Source organism: Pseudomonas sp. MYb13 (assembly GCF_002980075.1).
Classification (GTDB): domain Bacteria; phylum Pseudomonadota; class Gammaproteobacteria; order Pseudomonadales; family Pseudomonadaceae; genus Aquipseudomonas; species Aquipseudomonas lurida.
In genome coordinates, this window is sequence record NZ_PCQI01000019.1 from 88555 (window position 1) to 106890 (window position 18336).

An 18336-nucleotide genomic window follows, 5' to 3' on the forward strand; every position below is an offset into this window, starting at 1 on the left:
CAGTGCGCGCCCTCGCGCGCCTGGAGAGGCCCATGGCAACTATAAAAAAAGCGTCGCTGCGCAGCATTCACCGGCATTCCTGGGTATCGCTGCTGGTCTGCTGGATGATCTGGATCCTCAACGCCTACGACCGTGAGATCGTGTTGCGCCTGGGGCCGACCATCTCCAAGCATTTCGATTTGTCCGCAGACCAATGGGGCACCGTCGCCACGGTGGTCATGCTGGCGCTGGCCCTGCTGGATATCCCCGGCTCGATGTGGAGCGACCGTTACGGTGGCGGCTGGAAACGTGCGCGCTTCCAGGTGCCGCTGGTACTGGGCTATACGGCGATCTCGTTCCTGTCCGGCTTCAAGGCGTTGAGCGGCAACCTTGCCACCTTTATTGCCCTGCGTGTGGGCGTCAACCTCGGCGCCGGCTGGGGCGAGCCCGTGGGGGTGAGCAACACCGCCGAATGGTGGCCAGTGGAACGTCGCGGGTTTGCCCTGGGCGCGCACCACACCGGCTACCCGATTGGCGCCATGCTCAGTGGCATCGTCGCGAGTTTTGTCATCACGGTGTTTGGTGAGGAGAACTGGCGCTACGTGTTCTTCTTCGCCTTCGTGGTGGCGCTGCCGCTGATGATCTTCTGGGCGCGTTATTCGACCGCCGAACGCATCACCGCGCTGTACGTCGACATCGCCGCCAAAGGCATGACCCCTCCGGACAACGCCCCGGCCAGTTCGGTAAAAGGCGAGGCCTGGCGGACCTTTGTCGCGACCTTGCGCAACCGTAATATCGCCCTGACAGCGGGCAATACGATGCTCACCCAGGTGGTGTACATGGGCGTGAGCATCGTGCTGCCGGCGTACCTCTACAACATCGCCGGGCTGTCGCTGGCCGAGTCGGCGGGGATGAGCGTGGTGTTCACCCTCACCGGCATTCTCGGGCAACTGGTGTGGCCGTCGCTGTCGGACATCATCGGCCGGCGCACCACCCTGATCATCTGCGGGCTATGGATGGCGGCGAGTGTCGGCGCGTTCTACTTCGCCAACACCCTGACATTGATCATCGTCGTGCAACTGCTGTTCGGCCTGGTGGCCAATGCAGTGTGGCCGATCTACTACGCGGTGGCCTGCGACTCGGCCGAGCCGTCGGCGACCTCCACCGCCAACGGCATCATCACCACGGCAATGTTCATCGGCGGCGGCCTGGCGCCGGTGCTGATGGGCAGCCTGATCGCCATGGGCGGCGGCTGGACCACGCTGCACGGCTACACCGTGTGTTTCTTCGTGATGGCCGGCTGCGCTTTGGGCGGTGCGCTGCTGCAACTGTTTTCCCATCGCCCCCAGGCGCTGGTTGTGCAACTCGACTCCTAGAACAACACCGATGCGCCCCCCAGCCCGGCTGGCGGGGCGCCAAGAGGAATTGCCGATGACTACCGCCACCCACGCCCGCGAGCCGCAGGCGTTGAACAAACTGATGTTCGTCAAGCTGATGCCCTTGCTGATCATCGCCTACATCCTGAGCTTCCTGGACCGCACCAACATCGCCCTGGCCAAGCATCACCTGGACGTCGACCTGGGCATTTCCGCCGCGGCCTACGGGTTGGGCGCGGGGCTGTTTTTCCTCACCTATGCGCTGTCGGAAATCCCCAGCAACCTGATCATGCACAAGGTCGGCGCACGCTTCTGGATTGCGCGGATCATGGTGACCTGGGGCCTGATCTCGGCGGCCATGGCCTTTGTACAGGGCGAGACTTCGTTCTACGTGTTGCGCCTGTTGCTGGGCATCGCCGAGGCCGGTCTGTTTCCCGGCGTGATGCTGTACCTGACCTACTGGTTCAACCGTGAACAACGGGCGCGCGCCACCGGGTACTTCCTGCTCGGAGTGTGCTTCGCCAACATCATCGGCGGCCCGGTGGGTGCCGCCTTGATGCGCATGGACGGTATGCTCGGCTGGCACGGCTGGCAGTGGATGTTCCTGCTGGAAGGCTTGCCCGCCGTGGCGTTTGCCTGGGTGGTGTGGCGCAAGTTGCCCGACCGCCCGAGCAAGGCCCCCTGGCTGTCGGCCGAGGAAGCACGAGGGATTGAACAGCGCATCGCCCTGGAAACCGAAGAGGGCGCAGGCGAGGGCGGTCACTCGTTGAAAAACTGGCTGACCCCACAAATCCTGCTGGCGATCTTTGTGTACTTTTGCCATCAGATCACCATCTACACCGTGATCTTTTTCCTGCCGAGCATCATCAGCAAGTACGGCGAGCTGAGCACCATGAGCGTTGGCCTGCTGACCTCCTTGCCGTGGATCGCGGCGGCACTGGGTGCGGTACTGATCCCGCGATTTGCCACAACGCCGGGACGCTGTCGTCGCCTGTTGATCACGGGGCTGCTGACCATGGCGCTGGGCCTGGCGATTGCCTCGGTGTCGGGGCCGGTGTTCAGCCTGCTGGGCTTTTGCCTGTCGGCGGTGATGTTCTTTGTGGTGCAGTCGATCATTTTTCTGTACCCGGCCTCGCGTCTCAAGGGCGTGGCGCTGGCGGGCGGGTTGGGTTTCGTCAACGCTTGCGGGCTGTTGGGCGGGTTTGTCGGGCCTTCGGTAATGGGCGCGATCGAGATGAGCACCGGCGATGCGATGAACGGCTTGAAAGTCATTGCGCTGGTGCTGGTAGTGGCCGCCCTGGCCGCGTTGCGTCTGCGCCAAGGCCAGGAGGAGGCTCAGACCAGCAGCGAAGTCGGAAACCCGGAAGCCAGCACCAGGTAGGCCACGACCGCCGCCAGGCATAACCCGACAAAAACGCGCAGCAGTGTCCTGGCGGTGGGGTGAGCGATGTACTTGATGGCCCAGAGCAAACACCCGCCGAGCAGGATGCTGAGGGCAAGGATGACCAGCACGGTGGAATTCCTGCGACCTGTGAGAGCTGATTTATAGTCGCAAAGCCGCTGGATGAACAGTGCGCACATAGACGCAGGCCCCCGCGCTTTCTAAACTGCGGCTTGTCTTGGGCAAAGGGGCAGGCGCCGATGAATCGCAATGAATTACGCAAGGCCGACATCAACCTGATGGTGGTGTTCGAAGCTCTGATGCTTGAGCGCAACGTGACGCGGGTGGCGGAGAAGCTGTTTCTTGGCCAGCCGACTATCAGTTCGGCCCTCAATCGTCTGCGGACGCTGTTCAACGACCCGCTGTTCATTCGCGTGGGCCACCGCATGGAGCCGACGGCGCGCGCCGAGGAAATCATCCAGCACCTGTCGCCGGCCCTTGATTCGTTATCGTCGGCCTTGAGCCTCACCCACGATTTCGACCCCTCCATCAGCACCATGACCTTTCGCATCGGCTTGTCCGATGACGTTGAATTCGGCCTGTTGCCGCCATTGCTGCGCGCCTTGCGCCAGGAAGCGCCGCAAGTCGTGTTCGTGGTGCAGCATGTGGACTACTGGCGTATTCCCGACCTGTTGGCTTCCGGCGATATCACTGTCGGCATTACCCAGACCCGTGGCTTGCCGGCGAATGCCAAGCGCAAGCTGCTGCGCCATATCCGCCCGCGCTTGCTGCGCGCCGATGTCTCGGACACGCCGCTGACCCTCGATGAATATTGCTCACGCCCCCATGTGCTGGTGTCCCACACCGCCAACGTGGCCGGGTTTGCCGATGAGTGGCTGGCGGAAATCGGCCGCAAACGCCACGTGGTGCTGTCGGTGCCGCAATACAGCGCGCTGCCGGCCTTGCTGGCCGGCACTGACTTGATCGCCAGCTTGCCGGACTACACCGCCGAGGCGATGGCGGTGTCGGGCCAACTGTTCTGCGAGCCTTTTCCGTTCGAGACGCCGACCCTGGACTTGTCCATGGTCTGGTTGAGCCACGTGGACACCGACCCTGCCGAGCGTTGGGTACGCTCACGGCTGGAGGCGTTTATGAGTGATCGAGGGTTGGCGAACAAGGCCTGATGCTTTTATCCGTGGTATATCTAGGAATCTTCCTACGAAAACCTCGGAGCCATCCATGCCGCACCTGCACTTGGAATACACCGCCAACCTTACCGGCCTGGCCGTCGAGAAGACCTTGTTGCGGCTCAATAACGTGCTGATGGTGTCCGGGCAGTTCGCTTCCGAGTTCGATATCAAAAGCCGTGCGGTCAAGGTCGAGAGCTTTCAGGTCGGTACTTCCCTGAACCCGCGCGGGTTTATCGCAGTGAAGCTGTCACTGCTCAGTGGGCGGTCACCGCAGGTCAAGGAACAATTGTCCCAAAGCCTGCTGGCGGCGCTACAGGACCTCGGGGATTGGCCGGAGGGTGTCCAAGTCCAACTGAGTGTCCAACTGGTAGACATGGATCGTGATTCCTACAGCAAAGTCGCCATCGGCTGACGCTTAAAGCAGGCCCTGATCGGCGCAGACTTTCACCACCTGCTCACGAAACCAGGTATTGGCACTGTCCTGTTCACTGGTTTCGTTCCACTGCATCTCCAGCGTGAATCCCGGCAAGCCATTGGGCGCCTCGCAGTGGCCAAACACCGTCGCCGGCGCCAGCAGCTTGTGCACGCGACGCGGCAGGGTGACGATAAAGTCGGTGCCGGTAATCATCTTCAAGGCTGCGCTGTAGCTGTTGGCGCGGGCGATCACCTGGCGCTTGTGGGCCTGGCGCGCCAGCCAGCCATCGATCATGTTGGTGTCGGAGGTCCACGGCGTGGGGAACACATGCCGCCGCTCGACAAACGATTGCAGGCTGAAGGCCGGCTCCCGCGGTGCCGAGCGCTTGTCGAAGACGCACACCAGGTCGTCCTCCAGCAGCATCTGGGTGCGGAAGTCTTTGTGGGCGCGGTGGAAGTTGGGGCCGAAGCAGATCACCAGGTCGAGGCGATTTTCACGCAGGTCATCGGCGGGGATGTCGGTTTCCAGTTTTCGCACATTGACGATCACCGGCAGGTCGGCGCGGTCGAAGTGCTTCAACAGGCGCGGCAGGATCAGCTGTTCGAAGTATTCCGGCGCGCAGACATTAAAGGTCACGGCTTTCTGGGTCGGGTCGAAAGCCTGGCCACCCGCGTGGCAGAGGTTGATGCTTTCGAGGATTTTCTGCACATGGCCATACATCGTGGTGGCCTTGTACGTCGGCCGCATGCCCGCCCGGGTGTTGATGAACAGCTCGTCTTCGAAGCTGGTGCGCAGCTTCTTCAGGCTGTAGCTCACGGTGGACTGGCTGACGAACAGCGTTTCGGACACCTCGGTAACGCTGCTCTGGTCGTAGACGGCGATAAACACCATCAAGTCCTGCATGTCGAGCTTTCTGAGCAAGTTACTGTTTAGCATCCATTCCGTCCGGTAAGCCTTGGCACTGAAACAGTGCGCGACAAGGGCAAAAGCTTAACGGAACGAACGTACCATTAGAAAGCTCTGTAGGGCGTTTCTATGTTTGGCGTGAGACAAATACTGTTTGCAACACGACGTCAGCCAATGTGCCGTGCGTAATGCCGAGGGTTGAAGCGCGTGACGATCACTAGCATCACCACGATCACCGCCGTCAGCGACCACCAGGCCCATTCGAAGGTGCCCAGTTGGTCGCGGATCATCCCGGCGATCAAGGGCGACAGCCCGGCAATCAGGTAGCCGATACCTTGCACAAACGCGGTGAGGCCGCCGGCGCGGCGTGGGTTGTCGAGGTGGTCGAGGGACAGGATCAGGCTCATCGGGAACAAGCCGCCGATGCCCAGGCCCAGTAGGCAGGGCCACAATAAGCTGAGGTGGTGCGGGCTGAGAATCAAGCCGCAGAAACCCAGGATGATCAGGACCAGCAGCACGGCCACCACACCGCGTTTATCCTGGCGACGGTTGGCGATGGCGGGTGTGATCAAGCCGGACACCACTTCCATGGCCGTCAAGAAGCCCAGCAGCAACCCGGCGTTCTGTTCGCTCCAGCCTTGCTCCACGTAGTAGGGTGCGAGCCAGGCCAGCACGCAGGTGTAGGAGGCAGTGCCGAGGCCGAAAAAGACCGCCAGCAACCAGGCGCGGCCGTTAGCGAAAAACGACGCGTGAGGGCCGCTCGCGGCTTGGGGCATCGGCGGCAGCACGCAGCGTTGCGCATGCCAGGACACCAAGGCCAGCACTGCGAGCACGGCCCAGATCGCCAGGCCGATGCGCCAACTGCCGGTCTGCGCCTGCACGAAGGGTGAAAACGACGCGGCCATTGCCGCACCGCCCATGATCGCGGTGACGTACAGGCCCATGAACAGCGACACATTATCGCTGAACCGCGCTTTGATCAGCGCCGGCATCAATGCCTGGATCATCGCAATCCCCACGCCGGCGGCGATGGCGCTGACGATCAACTCCAGCGCCGAATCGAGGAACAGCCGTGACAGCGTGGCCATGCCAATCACCACCAGTGACACCACGATGCTGCGGTGCTCGCCAAAGCGCTTGGCCAGGCCCATGCCAAGGAACATCGCCGCGCCCATGGCCATCACCGGCAACATGGTCAGTAGGGCTGCGCTGCTGAAGCTCAAGGCCACCTCCGCGCGGATCGATGACAACAACGGGCCGACGGCGGCCATCGATGGGCGCAGGTTGAGGGCGACCAGCACGACGCTGATCATCAGCCAAAGGGCGGTGGTGGGTTTGGTGTGGACGGTTTCCATGGGGCGGCCTTGAATGAACGAGGGGCAATCAGGCCATGGGTGTGGGAGTGGGGCAAATGAGAAAGTCGCAGGTGCTATTGAAAAATTGCGGGTTGGTTGACACAACGCCGATCCAATGGGGGAGCTGGCTTGCCCACAAAGGCGGCCTGACAGCCAACCACTATCTAACGGTTATCCCGCGATCCAAACATGTGGGAGCGGGCTTGCTCGCGAAGGCGGCCCCGCAGCCAACCACCCTCTAACTGTCACCCCGCGCTCCAACTGTGGGAGCGGGCTTGCCCGCGAAGGCGGCCTGACAGCCGACCTGAATGTTGGATCAGACCGGGTACATATCCGTTATTTAGGTTACGGCTGATATTGGTTCCGCTCTTACAGCGGGTCACTTTGGAAAAGAGCCCCAAAGTAACCAAAAGGCTCTTGCCCCAACACTCGGCACCTCGCTCACGCTCGGTGTGCCCGTAATCCGACAGTGATTTGGGGGGCCGCCGCCACGCGCCCTCCATGGCGCGGGGCGGCTAAACCGGCATCCCTGCCGGTTTACCCCCCAAATCCCTGTCGAATTCCGGCCAGCGTGTTTGATGGGGCGCCTGAGATCAAAAGCAGGATCAAGAGCAAGAGCAAGAGCAGGATCAAGAGCAAGAGCAAGAGCAGGATCAAGAGCAACAGCGGCTCGCTTCGCATCGTGGTTAGGGGGGGGCTTCACTGTTGTGGGGATGGCTGTCTTTTCGCAGGTGAGCCAGTTCCCATGTGAATGTTGCGTGGCTAGTTAGACCGGATCACGTGCTTGATCTCTTGGAACGCCGCCAGCCCCCACGGCCCCAATTCGCGGCCGATGCTGCTCTGTTTGTAACCGCCCCATGCGGTTTGCGGGAAGATTACTTGCGGTGCGTTGATCCACACCAGCCCGGCTTGCAAGGCATTGGCCACGCGTTCGGCGGTCTCGGTATTGGCACTGACCACACTGGCGACCAGGCCGAAGTCACTGTTATTGGCAAGGGCGATAGCTTCTTCCTCCGAGGCAAAACGACGTACACACAGTACCGGGCCGAAGATTTCTTCGTTCCACAGTGGGCTGTCCAACGGCACATCGGTGAACACGGTGGGACGAATGAAGAAGCCCTTCGGCAAGTCCACCGGCCGCGCGCCACCGCAGAGTAAGCGGGCGCCGTCTTCGAGGCCTCGTTGGATATGCCCCAGCACCCGCTGATACTGCACGCGGTTGATCAACGCACCCATTTCCACCGCGTCGGCAAACGGATCGGCCACGCGTATGCCTTCGGCCCGTGCCTGCAGACGCTGCAGGAACGCATCCGCCAGGCTGTCCGCTACCAGTACGCGGCTGGTGGCGGAACACATCTGGCCGGCATTGAAAAAACCGCCGCCACAGGCCAGTTCCACCGCCAGGTCCAGGTCGGCGTCCGCCAGTACCAGCAACGAGGACTTACCGCCCAATTCCAGGCTCACACCCTTGATGGTTTCGGCGGCGCGCTGCATTACGTGCACACCGACTGCGTTACTGCCGGTGAAGGAAATCTTCGCCACCCGATGATCCGCCGCCAGCGGCGCGCCGACGTCCAGGCCCGTGCCACACACGAGGTTGAATACCCCAGCCGGCAAGCCTGCCTCGGCGATGATCCGCGCCAACTGCAGCTCTGCCAACGGCGTCACTTCCGAGGGCTTCAGCACCACGCAGCAACCGGCTGCGAGGGCCGGTGCGAGTTTCCAGGCGGTGGTCACCATCGGGAAATTCCACGGCACGATCAGCCCCACCACGCCGCACGGTTCACGCCGCAGGCGTGCGCTGAAGTCGACGCTGGGCAGCACTACCGGACGGTCCTGGCCGGCGTCCATGCCGTCGGCCACCGTGGCGTAGTACTCGAAGGTGGCGATCACGTCGTCCACATCAATCGCCGCTTCAAACAGCGGCTTGCCATTGTTGCTCGACTGCAGGTGCATCAGCTGTTCGCGCTGCTCGCTCACGCCCTGGGCGATCTTGCGCAGCAGCGCGCCGCGATCGCGGCCGGTGCTTTTCGACCAACCGACAAAGGCGGCACTGGCCGCATCCACCGCCAGGGCCACGGTGCTCGCATCGCCAACGCTGACCTCGGCCAAAATGGCCTCGCTGGCCGGGTTGATCACCTCAAGTACTTCATGACCGGTACGCCACGAACCGTCGATATAGATCCCGTTCAACACCGCGCTCATACCGCGACCTCCCGCATCCACTGGCCCTGTTCGATTTCAATCAGCGTCGGCCCCGGGCGATCTGCAGCACTGCGCAATGCCGTACGCAGGTGCGCGATGCCCTGGATGCTTTCGGCAGCACAACCCAGTGCCTTGGCCACCCCGATGAAGTCCGGGGTGTAGATGTCTACGCCGACCGGCTCGATCGCGCGGTTGACCATGTATTTCTTGATCTCTTCATAGCCGTGGTTATTCCACAGCAGCACGATGACCGGCGTGCGGGCTTCCACGGCGCTGGCCAGTTCCGACAAGGTGAATTGCAGGCCGCCGTCGCCGATCAGGCACACCACCGGTTGCCCGTCGCCGCGCCCCAGCCAGGCACCGATGGCGGCGGGCAGGGCATAGCCCAAGGTGCCGTAGCCAGTGGATGAGTTGAACCAGCGGCGCGGGTGGTCGAGGTTCAGGGTCAGGTTGCCGCTGTACACCGGTTGGGTGGAATCGCCGACCAGCACGGCGTTGGGCAATGTTTCCAGGACAGTGTGGAGGAACAGGGTTTGCGCGCGGGTAGCCGCATCCCAGGCAGGGTTCAGTTCGGCCCATAGGCGCGCGACACGCTCAGCGCCCCAGGCACTGTCACGGGGTGGCAATGGCTTGCTGTCCAGTTCGGCGAGCAAGGCTTCGGCGGCCATGTGTGCATCGGCCACCAAGGCGACTTGAGGCGGGTAGTTGCGCACGGTCTGGTCCGGGTCGATGTCGACGCGCAGCAACGCGCCGGGAATCTCGAAGCCCCCGGCGAAGGTCACGTCATAGTCGGTTTCTGCCAGTTCGGTGCCGATGGCCAGGACCACGTCTGCTTCTGCCACCAACGCGCGGGTGGCGACCAGGGTCTGGGTCGAGCCGATCAGCAGCGGATGGCGGGCAGGCAGCATGCCCTTGGCGTTGATGGTCAGCGCCACTGGCGCGCCGAGCGCCTCGGCCAATTGCGTCAGTGCCGGGGCTGCATCGATGGCGCCGCCACCGGCCAGAATCAACGGTTTTTTGGCCGCGGCGAGCAACTGGCTGATCTGCTTGACCGCCGACGGCGCCGCCCCGGCACGGGCCACGCTCACCGGCTCACTGCCCCGCAGTGCGTCGGCGTTTTCCACCAGCACGTCCAACGGGATTTCGATGTGCACCGGGCGCGGTCGCCCGGCCTGGAACAACGCAAAGGCCCGCGCCAATACGCCTGGCAATTCTGCTGCCGACATCAGGGTATGGGAGAACGCCGCCACGCCAGCCATCATCGCGCCCTGGTTCGGCAGCTCATGCAACTTGCCGCGCCCGCCGCCCAACTGGCTGCGTGACTGCACGCTGGAAATCACCAGCATCGGGATCGAGTCGGCATAGGCCTGGCCCATGGCGGTGGTGATATTGGTCATGCCGGGGCCGGTGATGATGAAGCACACGCCAGGCTTGCCGCGGGTGCGCGCGTAACCGTCGGCCATGAAGCCGGCGCCCTGTTCGTGGCGCGGGGTGACGTGACGGATGCTGGAGCGGGCCAGGCCGCGGTACAGCTCCACGGTGTGTACGCCGGGGATGCCGAACACCTGGTCCACGCCGTAGCCTTCCAGGAGGTTGACCAATACTTCGCCGCAGGTCGCCATAGATGTCGCTCTTATTGTTGAGGTAGGGCGTTATTGGACCGGCTGGCCCGTAGCGGCAACAATCGATAAAAAGTCATACTAGCCATGTCCTCACGTCATGGCTCAGCCCTCATGAAACGCCTCCCGCCGCTGCCTGCGTTGCACACCTTCTGGGTCACGGCCCAGTGCTGCAACTTCACGCGTGCCGCCGAGCAATTGCACATCACCCAGGGCGCGGTGAGCCGGCAGGTTGCCGGGCTGGAAAGCCACCTGGGCTACGCGCTGTTCCAACGCCAGGCGCGGGGCTTGAGCCTGACCGAAGAAGGCCGCGAATGGTCGCTGCGCGCGCAACAGGTGTTCGGCCTGCTCGGCGAGGCGGTCGAGCAGATCGGCAGTCGCCGCCAGACCCTGCAACTCAAGGCCTCCACCTGCGTGATGCGCTGGCTGCTACCGCGCCTGATGCAATGGCAGAAAGAGCGCCCGGACGTGCCGGTGGAACTCACCACCACGGTGGCCTACACCGTGGACTTTCGCCGTGAGCAATTCGACGCTGCAGTGATCTATGCGCCTATCGCCGAGCAGTCGGCCGAGGCGCGGCACCTGTTCGATGAACAGCTCACCCCGGTCTGCGCGCCGGCCTTGCTCGGGAGGTTGCACACCCCGGCAGACCTGCAGCAACAGGTACTGCTGCACCCCACGCGGGACGAGCGGGACTGGGCGCTGTGGCTGAAGGCGGCGAGTACGCGGCTGAGCAATTTGAGCCAGGGGCATCATTTTGAAACGCTGGATCTGGCCATGACGGTAGCGTCCCAAGGTTCCGGCGTGGCGATTGGCGACAGTGCGTTGATTGGCGAGGATTTGAAGGCAGGGCGGTTGGCGACGCCGTTTGAACTGCGGGTGCCGACGGGGATGGGGTATTACCTGGTGTATCCGCCGGGCACCGAGCCTTCGGCGGGGCTTGAGGCACTGATGGATTGGTTGGTCAGCCAGGCACGACATTCGTAGCGCTGAAGATCAACCGTGGGGGCTGGCTGGCCAGCTCCCACCGTTTTAACCGTGTCGGGTCAGTAACCCACGGTGAAGCGTTGGCGCGAGTGTTTCGGCGATTCAACTTCGTCGATCAGGGCGATGGCGTAGTCGGCAAAGCTGATCCAGCTACGGCCTTCGCTGCTCACCAGCAGATCATCCTGGCCCACACGGAATGTGCCGGTACGTTCGGTTTCAACGAACTCCGCCGATGGCGACAGGAAGGTCCAATCCAATGCCTTTTCCTGACGCAGCGTGTCGAGAAACGCTGCGCCTGCGCTGGCTTCGGCCTTGTACTCAGCCGGGAAACCTTCGCTGTCGATCACCCGACCGCCACCCGGCAGCAGCAGTGAACCGGCCCCGCCCACTACCAGCAAGCGCTTCACCCCGGCTTTCTTCACGGGCTCGATCACGGCACTGGCGGGCAGGGTGGCAAAGTGCGCCGCGCTGATCACCACGTCGCTGCCGCTGATGGCCTGTTGCAGGGCGTCGGCATCCAGTGCATCAACTTGCTTCACGGTGACGCCCGGGCGCACGGCCAATGGGTCGGTATTGCGCGCAATGGCCACGACGCTATGCCCACGGCGCAAGGCTTCTTCCAGCAGTTGGCTACCGGCACGGCCGGTGGCCCCAATGATTGCGATCTTGCTCATGACGTTCTCCAGTACGTTAAGGGTTACAACCCATCACCACTTCATTTCGCCCTTGGCGACTTTGGCACTCAGTTCCAGGCTGCTTTCGTCTTCAAGGTTCGGGTAACGCTTTTTCATCGCCGCGATCAGTGCAGTCGCGTCCTTGGCCTTGGCGGTCTCGATATCGAAGGCCTTGATGTAGTCGGCGGTAAAGGCCACGGACTGCACGGTGGGCGTACCCAGGTAGTGGCCCGGAATCACGGTGGACGGTTTCAGGTCCTGGATGCGTTGCAAGGTGGCCAGCCAGTCGGTGTGGGACTTCGCGGTTTGCGTATCGGCCATCCAGACGTGGGTGTTTTCAAAGACGACGACGCCCCCGACCACGGCCTTGATCGATGGAATCCACACAAAGGTGCGGTCCGGTTGCGCGCCGTCCAGGCCGATCACTTCCAGCGTCTTGCCTTCGAGGGTCAGGGTATGGCCTTTCAGCACTTGCGGGATGATGGCTTTGCTTGGCTTGTCTGCCCCCAGCTTCGGGCTCCAGAACGCGATTTTTTGCTCAATGGTGGCCTTGATGTGGTTCACCACGGGCTGGGTTGCCAGTACCTTCGCGTCGGGGAAAGCGGCCGTCAGGGTGTCGAGGCCGAAGTAGAAGTCAGGGTCGCCGTCGCTGACATAGATGGTGGTCAAGTGCTTGCCGCTGGCGCGAATCTTTGCCACAAGCTGCTCGGCTTGGGACTTGCCGAATTGGGCGTTCACCAGGATGAGGTCTTTCTCGCCGCTGACCAGCACCGAGCTCACGGGCATCATCGCCGAGGTGCCGGGGTTGTAGGCGTCCAGCTTCAGGTCAGCGGCCGCGGCATGGGCGGCGAAGGCCAGGGCAGCCGTGGCGATGGCCAATCGTTTGAGCGTCGAGATCATGTGCAACTCCAGCAGGAGGTAAGTGATGCACAGAGCTTAGTTGCACCAAACACAACAAAAAATGCCATGCTTGGACATAGTTTGTTTCTAAAAGCGGGCAAATCATGGATCGTCTTCAAGCAATGCGAGTGTTTGTGACGGTAGTCGACCTGGGCAGCCAGTCGGCCGCTGCGGATCAACTGGAGCTGTCGCGACCGGTGGTCTCGCGGTACCTGGCCGAGCTCGAGGATTGGGTCGGCGCGCGCCTGATGCATCGCACCACGCGCAAGCTCAGCCTCACCGCCGCCGGTGGTGAAATGCTGCCCCGCTGCCGGCAGATGCTGGAGCTGTGCAGTGACATGCAGGCGGCCGTCAGTGAGCCGGACGAGGCGCCACGCGGCCAGTTGCGGCTGAGTGTCAGCAGCTCATTCGGCCAGGCGCAGCTGGCGGATGCCGTGGCCGAGTACGTGAAGCGTTTTCCGTTGGTCAGCATCGATCTGCAGATGCTCGACCGCACGGTGAACCTGGTGGATGAGCGTATCGACCTGGCAATCCGCACCAGTTTTGAACTTGACCCCAACCTGATCGCACGCAAGCTGACGCTTTGTCGTTCGGTGATCTGCGCGTCGCCGGCGTACCTGCTGGAGCACCCGCAGCCACGCCAGGTGCACGACCTGGCTGGACACAATTGCCTGACGCACTCTTACTTCGGCAAAAGCCTGTGGCATTTCACCGAGAACGGCGAGCCGGTGTCCGTGGCGGTGCAGGGCAATATCACCGCCAATGAAGCGACGACCTTGCTGCGGGTGACGCTGGCGGGGGCCGGGGTGGCACGGTTGCCCAGTTATCAGGCGGGGGATTACATCCGCAGCGGCGAACTGATCCGTTTGCTGCCCAAGGCTGAGCCCCAGCAAATGAATGTCTACGCGGTGTATGCCTCGCGCAAGCACATGCCGTTGGCGCTGCGCAGTCTGCTTGATTTCCTGGTGCTGCGGTTCCCGGAAGAACCCGTCTGGGATATCGGTCTTTGAACCCGACATAAATGTGTTGAATGGCGCCCAATAATGGCAACTCGCGCTGGTTGACCTATGCTTTGGATAGCACCGTGTAGATCCGCTCAGAGGTCTGTGCCATGAGCATTAAAACCAGAAAGTACCTGATGATTTTCAGCCTGTGCGCCATCGCCAGCGCGCTTTACGCAACTGCCGCCTACCGCGTGGAGCAGACCCGAATGCAGCCAACCTTTGCGATCAGCTGCCATCAGGACCAATGCGTTCCGCACACCGGCAGCTTCAGCGCCCTGCGCTAAAAGCCTGCTGTCACATTCAGGGCTGAGGCGTTTCGCTCTTCAGTTGTTCGCGAAACGCCTTGGGTGAGAACCCGACCCGGCGGCGGAACAGCCGAGAGAAGTTGGTCGGGTCGGAAAAACCCAATACCTCCGACATTTCATTGATGGTCATGCTGGTGTAGGTCAGCAGCCTCTTGGCCTCAAGCAGCTGGCGGTCGTGCATGATCTGCAGCGCCGGCTGCCCCCCCAATTCCCGACATGTCCCGTTCAGGTGCGAGACCGAGATGCCCAGTTTGTGGGCCAGGTCCTCGATCTTCGGATGCTCGCGGTAGTGTTGCTCGACCAGTTGGGTAAAGCGCCGGAAGTATTCCTGACCCCTGGGGGCCCGTGGGTGGCGACGCTGGATGGCCTGGCGGCTGATCCAGACCAGCAGCACGCTCACCAGTGCATGCATCATCATGTCCCGCGCCGGTTGTTCGTCGGCGTACTCTTCCTGCAAGCGCACAAACAGGCTGTTGAGGTAGTCACTGTCCTTGCCCGCTGTATAGCAGCCCAGCGCGTGCAAGCCGTCTACCGTGGTGCCCAACTGAGCTTGCAAGTGGCTGACCAGCGGCGCCGCGAGCGTCACCACGTAGCCTTCGACATCCTCGGAAAAATGAAACCCGTGCACATACAGGGGTGGCAACACCTGCAAGGTCGCTTCATTCAGCGTGGAGCGCTGGCCTTCGATTTCCAACTGTGCCTGGCCCTTGTGCACGTACAGCAACTGGCACAGATCCGCGTGCCGGTGGGGTTGGATTTCCCACTGGTATTCCCGGCTGCGTCGGGAAATAGTTTCGCAGTGCAACAAATCGGGGGTCGGCCATTGCTGGTGTTCCCCGTAAAGCTTGAAGACCGGAATCGCGGTTTTGGTCATGGTTTCAATCCGATACTCAGGAGAGTGGTGCGGTAATCGCCCCGATTGGCAAAAAGCGCAGGCTTTGTCTCAGTTTTCACCTTCTTATGCCGGCCACTCAAGTGAAAAATGTCAGCTACAAGACCAATGACCACTCTTTCACCCTATCCGTTCGGGTGGAGCTTGCGGGCGATAAAAATAATGAAAACGTTGAACACCCAAGTCGCCATTATCGGCGCCGGTCCCGCGGGGCTGTTGCTCGGCCAACTGTTGCACGACGCCGGTATCGAGACCCTCATCCTAGAGCGCCAGAGCGCTGATTACGTGCAAGGCCGCATCCGTGCCGGGGTGCTGGAACAAGGCATGGTCGACCTGCTGAGGCAGGCGGGCGTCAGCCAGCGCATGGACAACGAAGGCCTGGTGCACGATGGCTTCGAGTTGGCGCTCAATGATCAATTGACCCACATCGACCTCAAGGCGCTCACCGGTGGTCAGTCGGTGATGATCTACGGCCAGACCGAAGTCACCCGCGACCTCATGGCTGCCCGCACTGCCGCTGGCGCCATCACCCTGTACGAAGCCCGCAACGTTCAGCCCCACGGGCTCAAAAGTGATCAGCCCTGGCTCACGTTCGAGCATCAGGGCGAAGCTTTTCGCCTGGAGTGCGACTACATCGCCGGGTGCGATGGTTTCCACGGCGTTGCACGCCAATCGATCCCGGCGGATTCACTCAAGGTCTTCGAGCGGGTCTACCCATTCGGCTGGCTGGGCATCCTCGCCGACACGCCACCAGTGCACGCTGAACTGGTGTACGCCAAGCACCCGCGTGGCTTTGCCCTGTGTAGCATGCGTTCACCCACGCGCAGCCGTTATTACCTGCAAGTGCCGGTGGACGAACCTATTGATGAATGGTCCGATGCACGCTTTTGGGACGAACTGAAAACACGCCTGCCCAGCCATCTCGCCGAACACCTGGTGACCGGCCCCTCGATCGAGAAAAGCATCGCGCCGCTGCGCAGTTTTGTGGTGGAACCGATGCAGTACGGACGCCTGTTCCTGCTGGGGGACGCGGCACATATCGTGCCGCCCACGGGGGCCAAGGGCTTGAACCTCGCAGCCAGTGACGTGAGCACGCTGTATCGGATCCTGCTCAAGGTCTACCGCGAGGGGCGGGTGGACTTGCTGGAACGCTACTCCGCCATCTGCCTGCGGCGGGTGTGGAAGGCCGAACGGTTTTCGTGGTGGATGACCTCCATGCTGCATCAGTTTCCCGAGGCGGACGGGTTCAGCCAGCGTATCGCCGAGAGTGAGCTCGAGTACTTCATCCACTCCGAGGCGGGGCGCAAGACCATCGCAGAAAATTACGTCGGACTTCCTTACGAAGCTATCGAATAGCCTGCTATCGTATCGAGCATTCCCGCGGGCTGCCTTTTCCTGCGGGCCCTGCTCGAAGGTTCTGCCGTGACGCACCTCAACCAGCCCGTTCCGCCGCTGCCCGCTGTGCGCAGCATCCTCGCCTCGCTGATGATGGCGATCTTCCTGGGGGCCCTGGACCAGACCATTGTCGCTGTGTCCATGCCGGCCATTTCCGCGCAGTTTCATGACGTCAACCTGCTGGCCTGGGTCATCTCTGGCTACATGGTGGCGATGACCGTGGCGGTGCCGATCTATGGCAAGCTCGGTGACCTGTACGGGCGGCGGCCGATGATGCTGATCGGCATGGGCCTGTTTACCCTGGCCTCGCTGTTCTGCGGCATGGCAAACAGCATGGAGCAACTGGTGCTGGCGCGGATCCTCCAGGGCATCGGCGCCGGCGGCATGATCTCGGTGAGCCAGGCGATCATCGGCGACATCATCCCGCCCCGCGAACGCGGGCGCTACCAGGGCTATTTCAGCAGCATGTACGCGGTGGCCAGCGTGGCCGGGCCGGTGCTCGGCGGCTACATGACCGAGTACCTTTCGTGGCGCTGGGTGTTCCTGATCAACCTGCCCTTGGGCGCCGGCGCCTGGTACGTGGCCCATCGCACCCTGGTCGGGCTGCCGGTGCCGCAGCGCAAGCCGATCATCGATTACCTCGGCACCCTGTTGATGATTGTCGGGCTGACGGCCTTGCTGCTGGGCATCACCGAAATCGGCCAGGGCCATCATTGGCGCGACGACGAAGTGCTGGGCCTGCTGGTGTGCGCGCTGGTGGCATTGACGCTGTTTGTCTGGCACGAGCGGCGTGCGCGCGAGCCTTTGCTGCCAATGCATTTGTTCGCCAACCGCAGTGCGGTGTTGTGCTGGTGCACGATCTTTTTCACCAGTTTCCAGGCGATTTCCCTGACGGTGCTGATGCCGCTGCGTTATCAGACGGTGACCGGCTCCGGGGCCGACAGCGCGGCCCTGCACCTGCTGCCGCTGGCCATGGGCTTGCCGATGGGCGCCTATTTTGCCGGGCGCATGACGTCAGTGACCGGACGTTACAAACCGATGATCCTCAGCGGCGCGCTGCTCAGCCCGTTTGCGATCCTCGGCATGGCCTTGAGCGCCCCCCAGGCGGTGGGGCTGACGGCAATGTTCATGCTGCTGGCCGGGATCGCTGCGGGCATGCAATTCCCCACCTCGCTGGTGGGCACACAGAACTCGGTGGAACAACGCGACATCGGCGTCGCTACCAGCACCACCAACCTGTTCCGCTCCTTGGGCGGCGCAGTAGGCGTGGCATGCATGTCGGCGTTGTTGCTGGCGTTGCTGCAGGATTCAAGTTTCGCCCACCTGGCCAGCGGCGCACTGGCGGCCGAAGGCAGCTCCGGCAACGTACTGCTCGACGGCCTCAACGCCGCACCCGGCCCGGCGCAGGACGCCCTGCGCAGCGAATTGGCAGTGACGTTCCGGCATTTGCTGATGGTCAGTGCAGCCGTGTCGCTGCTGGGGCTCGCGGCAGCAATCGCAATGCCAAACCGAGTGCTGCGCGGCCGCGAAGACAAAGCCAACTAAACTGCCCGGCGGCCCAGTAGGAATCTAAACAGCGTTGTAGCAACCAACCGCACCCGCACCCGCACCCGCACCCACAACCACACCACGATGCGAAGCGAGCCGCTGTTGCTCTTGATCCTGCTTTTGATCTCAGGCGCCCCATCAAACACGCTGGCCGGAATTCGACAGGGATTTGGGGGGTAAACCGGCAGGGATGCCGGTTTAGCCG

The 18336-nt window shown here is 62.4% G+C and carries 17 protein-coding genes; 9 read left to right on the top strand and 8 right to left on the bottom strand.

Annotated features, from left to right (window positions below; genetic code table 11):
• Positions 1 to 32: 32 nt before the first annotated feature.
• Positions 33 to 1355 (top strand): MFS transporter, encoded by a 1323-nt coding sequence (locus tag CQ002_RS24945; RefSeq protein ID WP_105161804.1) that lies wholly within the window; start codon positions 33 to 35, stop codon positions 1353 to 1355.
• A gap of 55 nt (positions 1356 to 1410) precedes the next feature.
• Positions 1411 to 2736, top strand: a complete 1326-nt coding sequence (locus tag CQ002_RS24950; protein ID WP_105161805.1) for an MFS transporter — start codon at positions 1411 to 1413, stop codon at positions 2734 to 2736.
• Here CQ002_RS24950 and CQ002_RS28370 read toward each other — a convergent pair.
• Entirely contained in the window at positions 2691 to 2867 is a 177-nt protein-coding gene (locus CQ002_RS28370; protein WP_164403686.1) for a hypothetical protein, read from the bottom strand. The genes CQ002_RS24950 and CQ002_RS28370 overlap by 46 nt on opposite strands.
• A gap of 129 nt (positions 2868 to 2996) precedes the next feature.
• On the opposite strand from CQ002_RS28370, the gene CQ002_RS24955 reads away from it, so the two are divergent.
• Both CQ002_RS24955 and CQ002_RS24960 read left to right on the top strand, forming a co-directional pair.
• A complete protein-coding gene (locus CQ002_RS24955; protein ID WP_105161806.1) occupies positions 2997 to 3920 on the top strand; it encodes a LysR substrate-binding domain-containing protein in 924 nt (307 codons plus the stop codon).
• 55 nt (positions 3921 to 3975) lie between these two features.
• On the top strand, positions 3976 to 4338 hold the full coding sequence (locus CQ002_RS24960) for a 5-carboxymethyl-2-hydroxymuconate Delta-isomerase (RefSeq protein WP_034104178.1): 363 nt from the start codon (positions 3976 to 3978) through the stop codon (positions 4336 to 4338).
• A gap of 3 nt (positions 4339 to 4341) precedes the next feature.
• Here the strand turns inward: CQ002_RS24960 and CQ002_RS24965 are convergent, their stop codons facing one another.
• The 4 genes from CQ002_RS24965 to CQ002_RS24990 form a co-directional block, all read right to left on the bottom strand.
• Entirely contained in the window at positions 4342 to 5277 is a 936-nt protein-coding gene (locus CQ002_RS24965) for a LysR family transcriptional regulator (RefSeq protein ID WP_034104180.1), read from the bottom strand.
• Positions 5278 to 5414: 137 nt separating this feature from the next.
• A complete protein-coding gene (locus tag CQ002_RS24970) occupies positions 5415 to 6602 on the bottom strand; it encodes a cyanate transporter (RefSeq protein ID WP_105161807.1) in 1188 nt (395 codons plus the stop codon).
• 762 nt (positions 6603 to 7364) lie between these two features.
• Positions 7365 to 8807, bottom strand: coding sequence for an aldehyde dehydrogenase family protein (locus CQ002_RS24985; protein ID WP_105161809.1), 1443 nt, complete (start codon positions 8805 to 8807; stop codon positions 7365 to 7367).
• Complete coding sequence (locus CQ002_RS24990) at positions 8804 to 10429, bottom strand: 5-guanidino-2-oxopentanoate decarboxylase (protein WP_105161810.1); 1626 nt, start codon at positions 10427 to 10429, stop codon at positions 8804 to 8806. Before CQ002_RS24990 ends, CQ002_RS24985 begins: the two co-directional genes overlap by 4 nt.
• Before the next feature lie 111 nt (positions 10430 to 10540).
• On the opposite strand from CQ002_RS24990, the gene CQ002_RS24995 reads away from it, so the two are divergent.
• The gene (locus tag CQ002_RS24995) at positions 10541 to 11413 is read left to right on the top strand and encodes a LysR substrate-binding domain-containing protein (RefSeq protein ID WP_034102504.1); all 873 of its coding nucleotides are present in this window, start codon (positions 10541 to 10543) and stop codon (positions 11411 to 11413) included.
• Between the two features lie 59 nt (positions 11414 to 11472).
• On the opposite strand, the gene CQ002_RS25000 is transcribed toward CQ002_RS24995, so the two are convergent.
• Together CQ002_RS25000 and CQ002_RS25005 are read right to left on the bottom strand one after the other, a co-directional pair.
• Positions 11473 to 12087, bottom strand: a complete 615-nt coding sequence (locus tag CQ002_RS25000; RefSeq protein ID WP_069022335.1) for an NAD(P)-dependent oxidoreductase — start codon at positions 12085 to 12087, stop codon at positions 11473 to 11475.
• Positions 12088 to 12120: 33 nt separating this feature from the next.
• Entirely contained in the window at positions 12121 to 12987 is an 867-nt protein-coding gene (locus CQ002_RS25005) for an MBL fold metallo-hydrolase (protein ID WP_105161811.1), read from the bottom strand.
• 104 nt (positions 12988 to 13091) lie between these two features.
• Here CQ002_RS25005 and CQ002_RS25010 point away from each other — a divergent pair, with 104 nt between their 5' ends.
• Entirely contained in the window at positions 13092 to 13997 is a 906-nt protein-coding gene (locus tag CQ002_RS25010; RefSeq protein WP_034102501.1) for a LysR family transcriptional regulator, read from the top strand.
• Positions 13998 to 14098: 101 nt separating this feature from the next.
• Positions 14099 to 14275 carry a hypothetical protein gene (locus tag CQ002_RS28375; RefSeq protein ID WP_164403623.1) on the top strand — a complete coding sequence of 59 codons (177 nt, stop codon included), beginning with the start codon at positions 14099 to 14101 and terminating at the stop codon, positions 14273 to 14275.
• A 16-nt stretch (positions 14276 to 14291) separates the two neighbouring features.
• Here CQ002_RS28375 and CQ002_RS25015 read toward each other — a convergent pair whose 3' ends face one another.
• A complete protein-coding gene (locus CQ002_RS25015; RefSeq protein ID WP_105161812.1) occupies positions 14292 to 15170 on the bottom strand; it encodes a helix-turn-helix domain-containing protein in 879 nt (292 codons plus the stop codon).
• Positions 15171 to 15359: 189 nt separating this feature from the next.
• Here CQ002_RS25015 and pobA point away from each other — a divergent pair, with 189 nt between their 5' ends.
• Positions 15360 to 16544 carry a 4-hydroxybenzoate 3-monooxygenase gene (pobA, locus tag CQ002_RS25020; protein WP_371919472.1) on the top strand — a complete coding sequence of 395 codons (1185 nt, stop codon included), beginning with the start codon at positions 15360 to 15362 and terminating at the stop codon, positions 16542 to 16544.
• Between the two features lie 66 nt (positions 16545 to 16610).
• Positions 16611 to 18128, top strand: coding sequence for an MDR family MFS transporter (locus CQ002_RS25025; RefSeq protein ID WP_098465977.1), 1518 nt, complete (start codon positions 16611 to 16613; stop codon positions 18126 to 18128).
• Positions 18129 to 18336 lie beyond the last annotated feature (208 nt).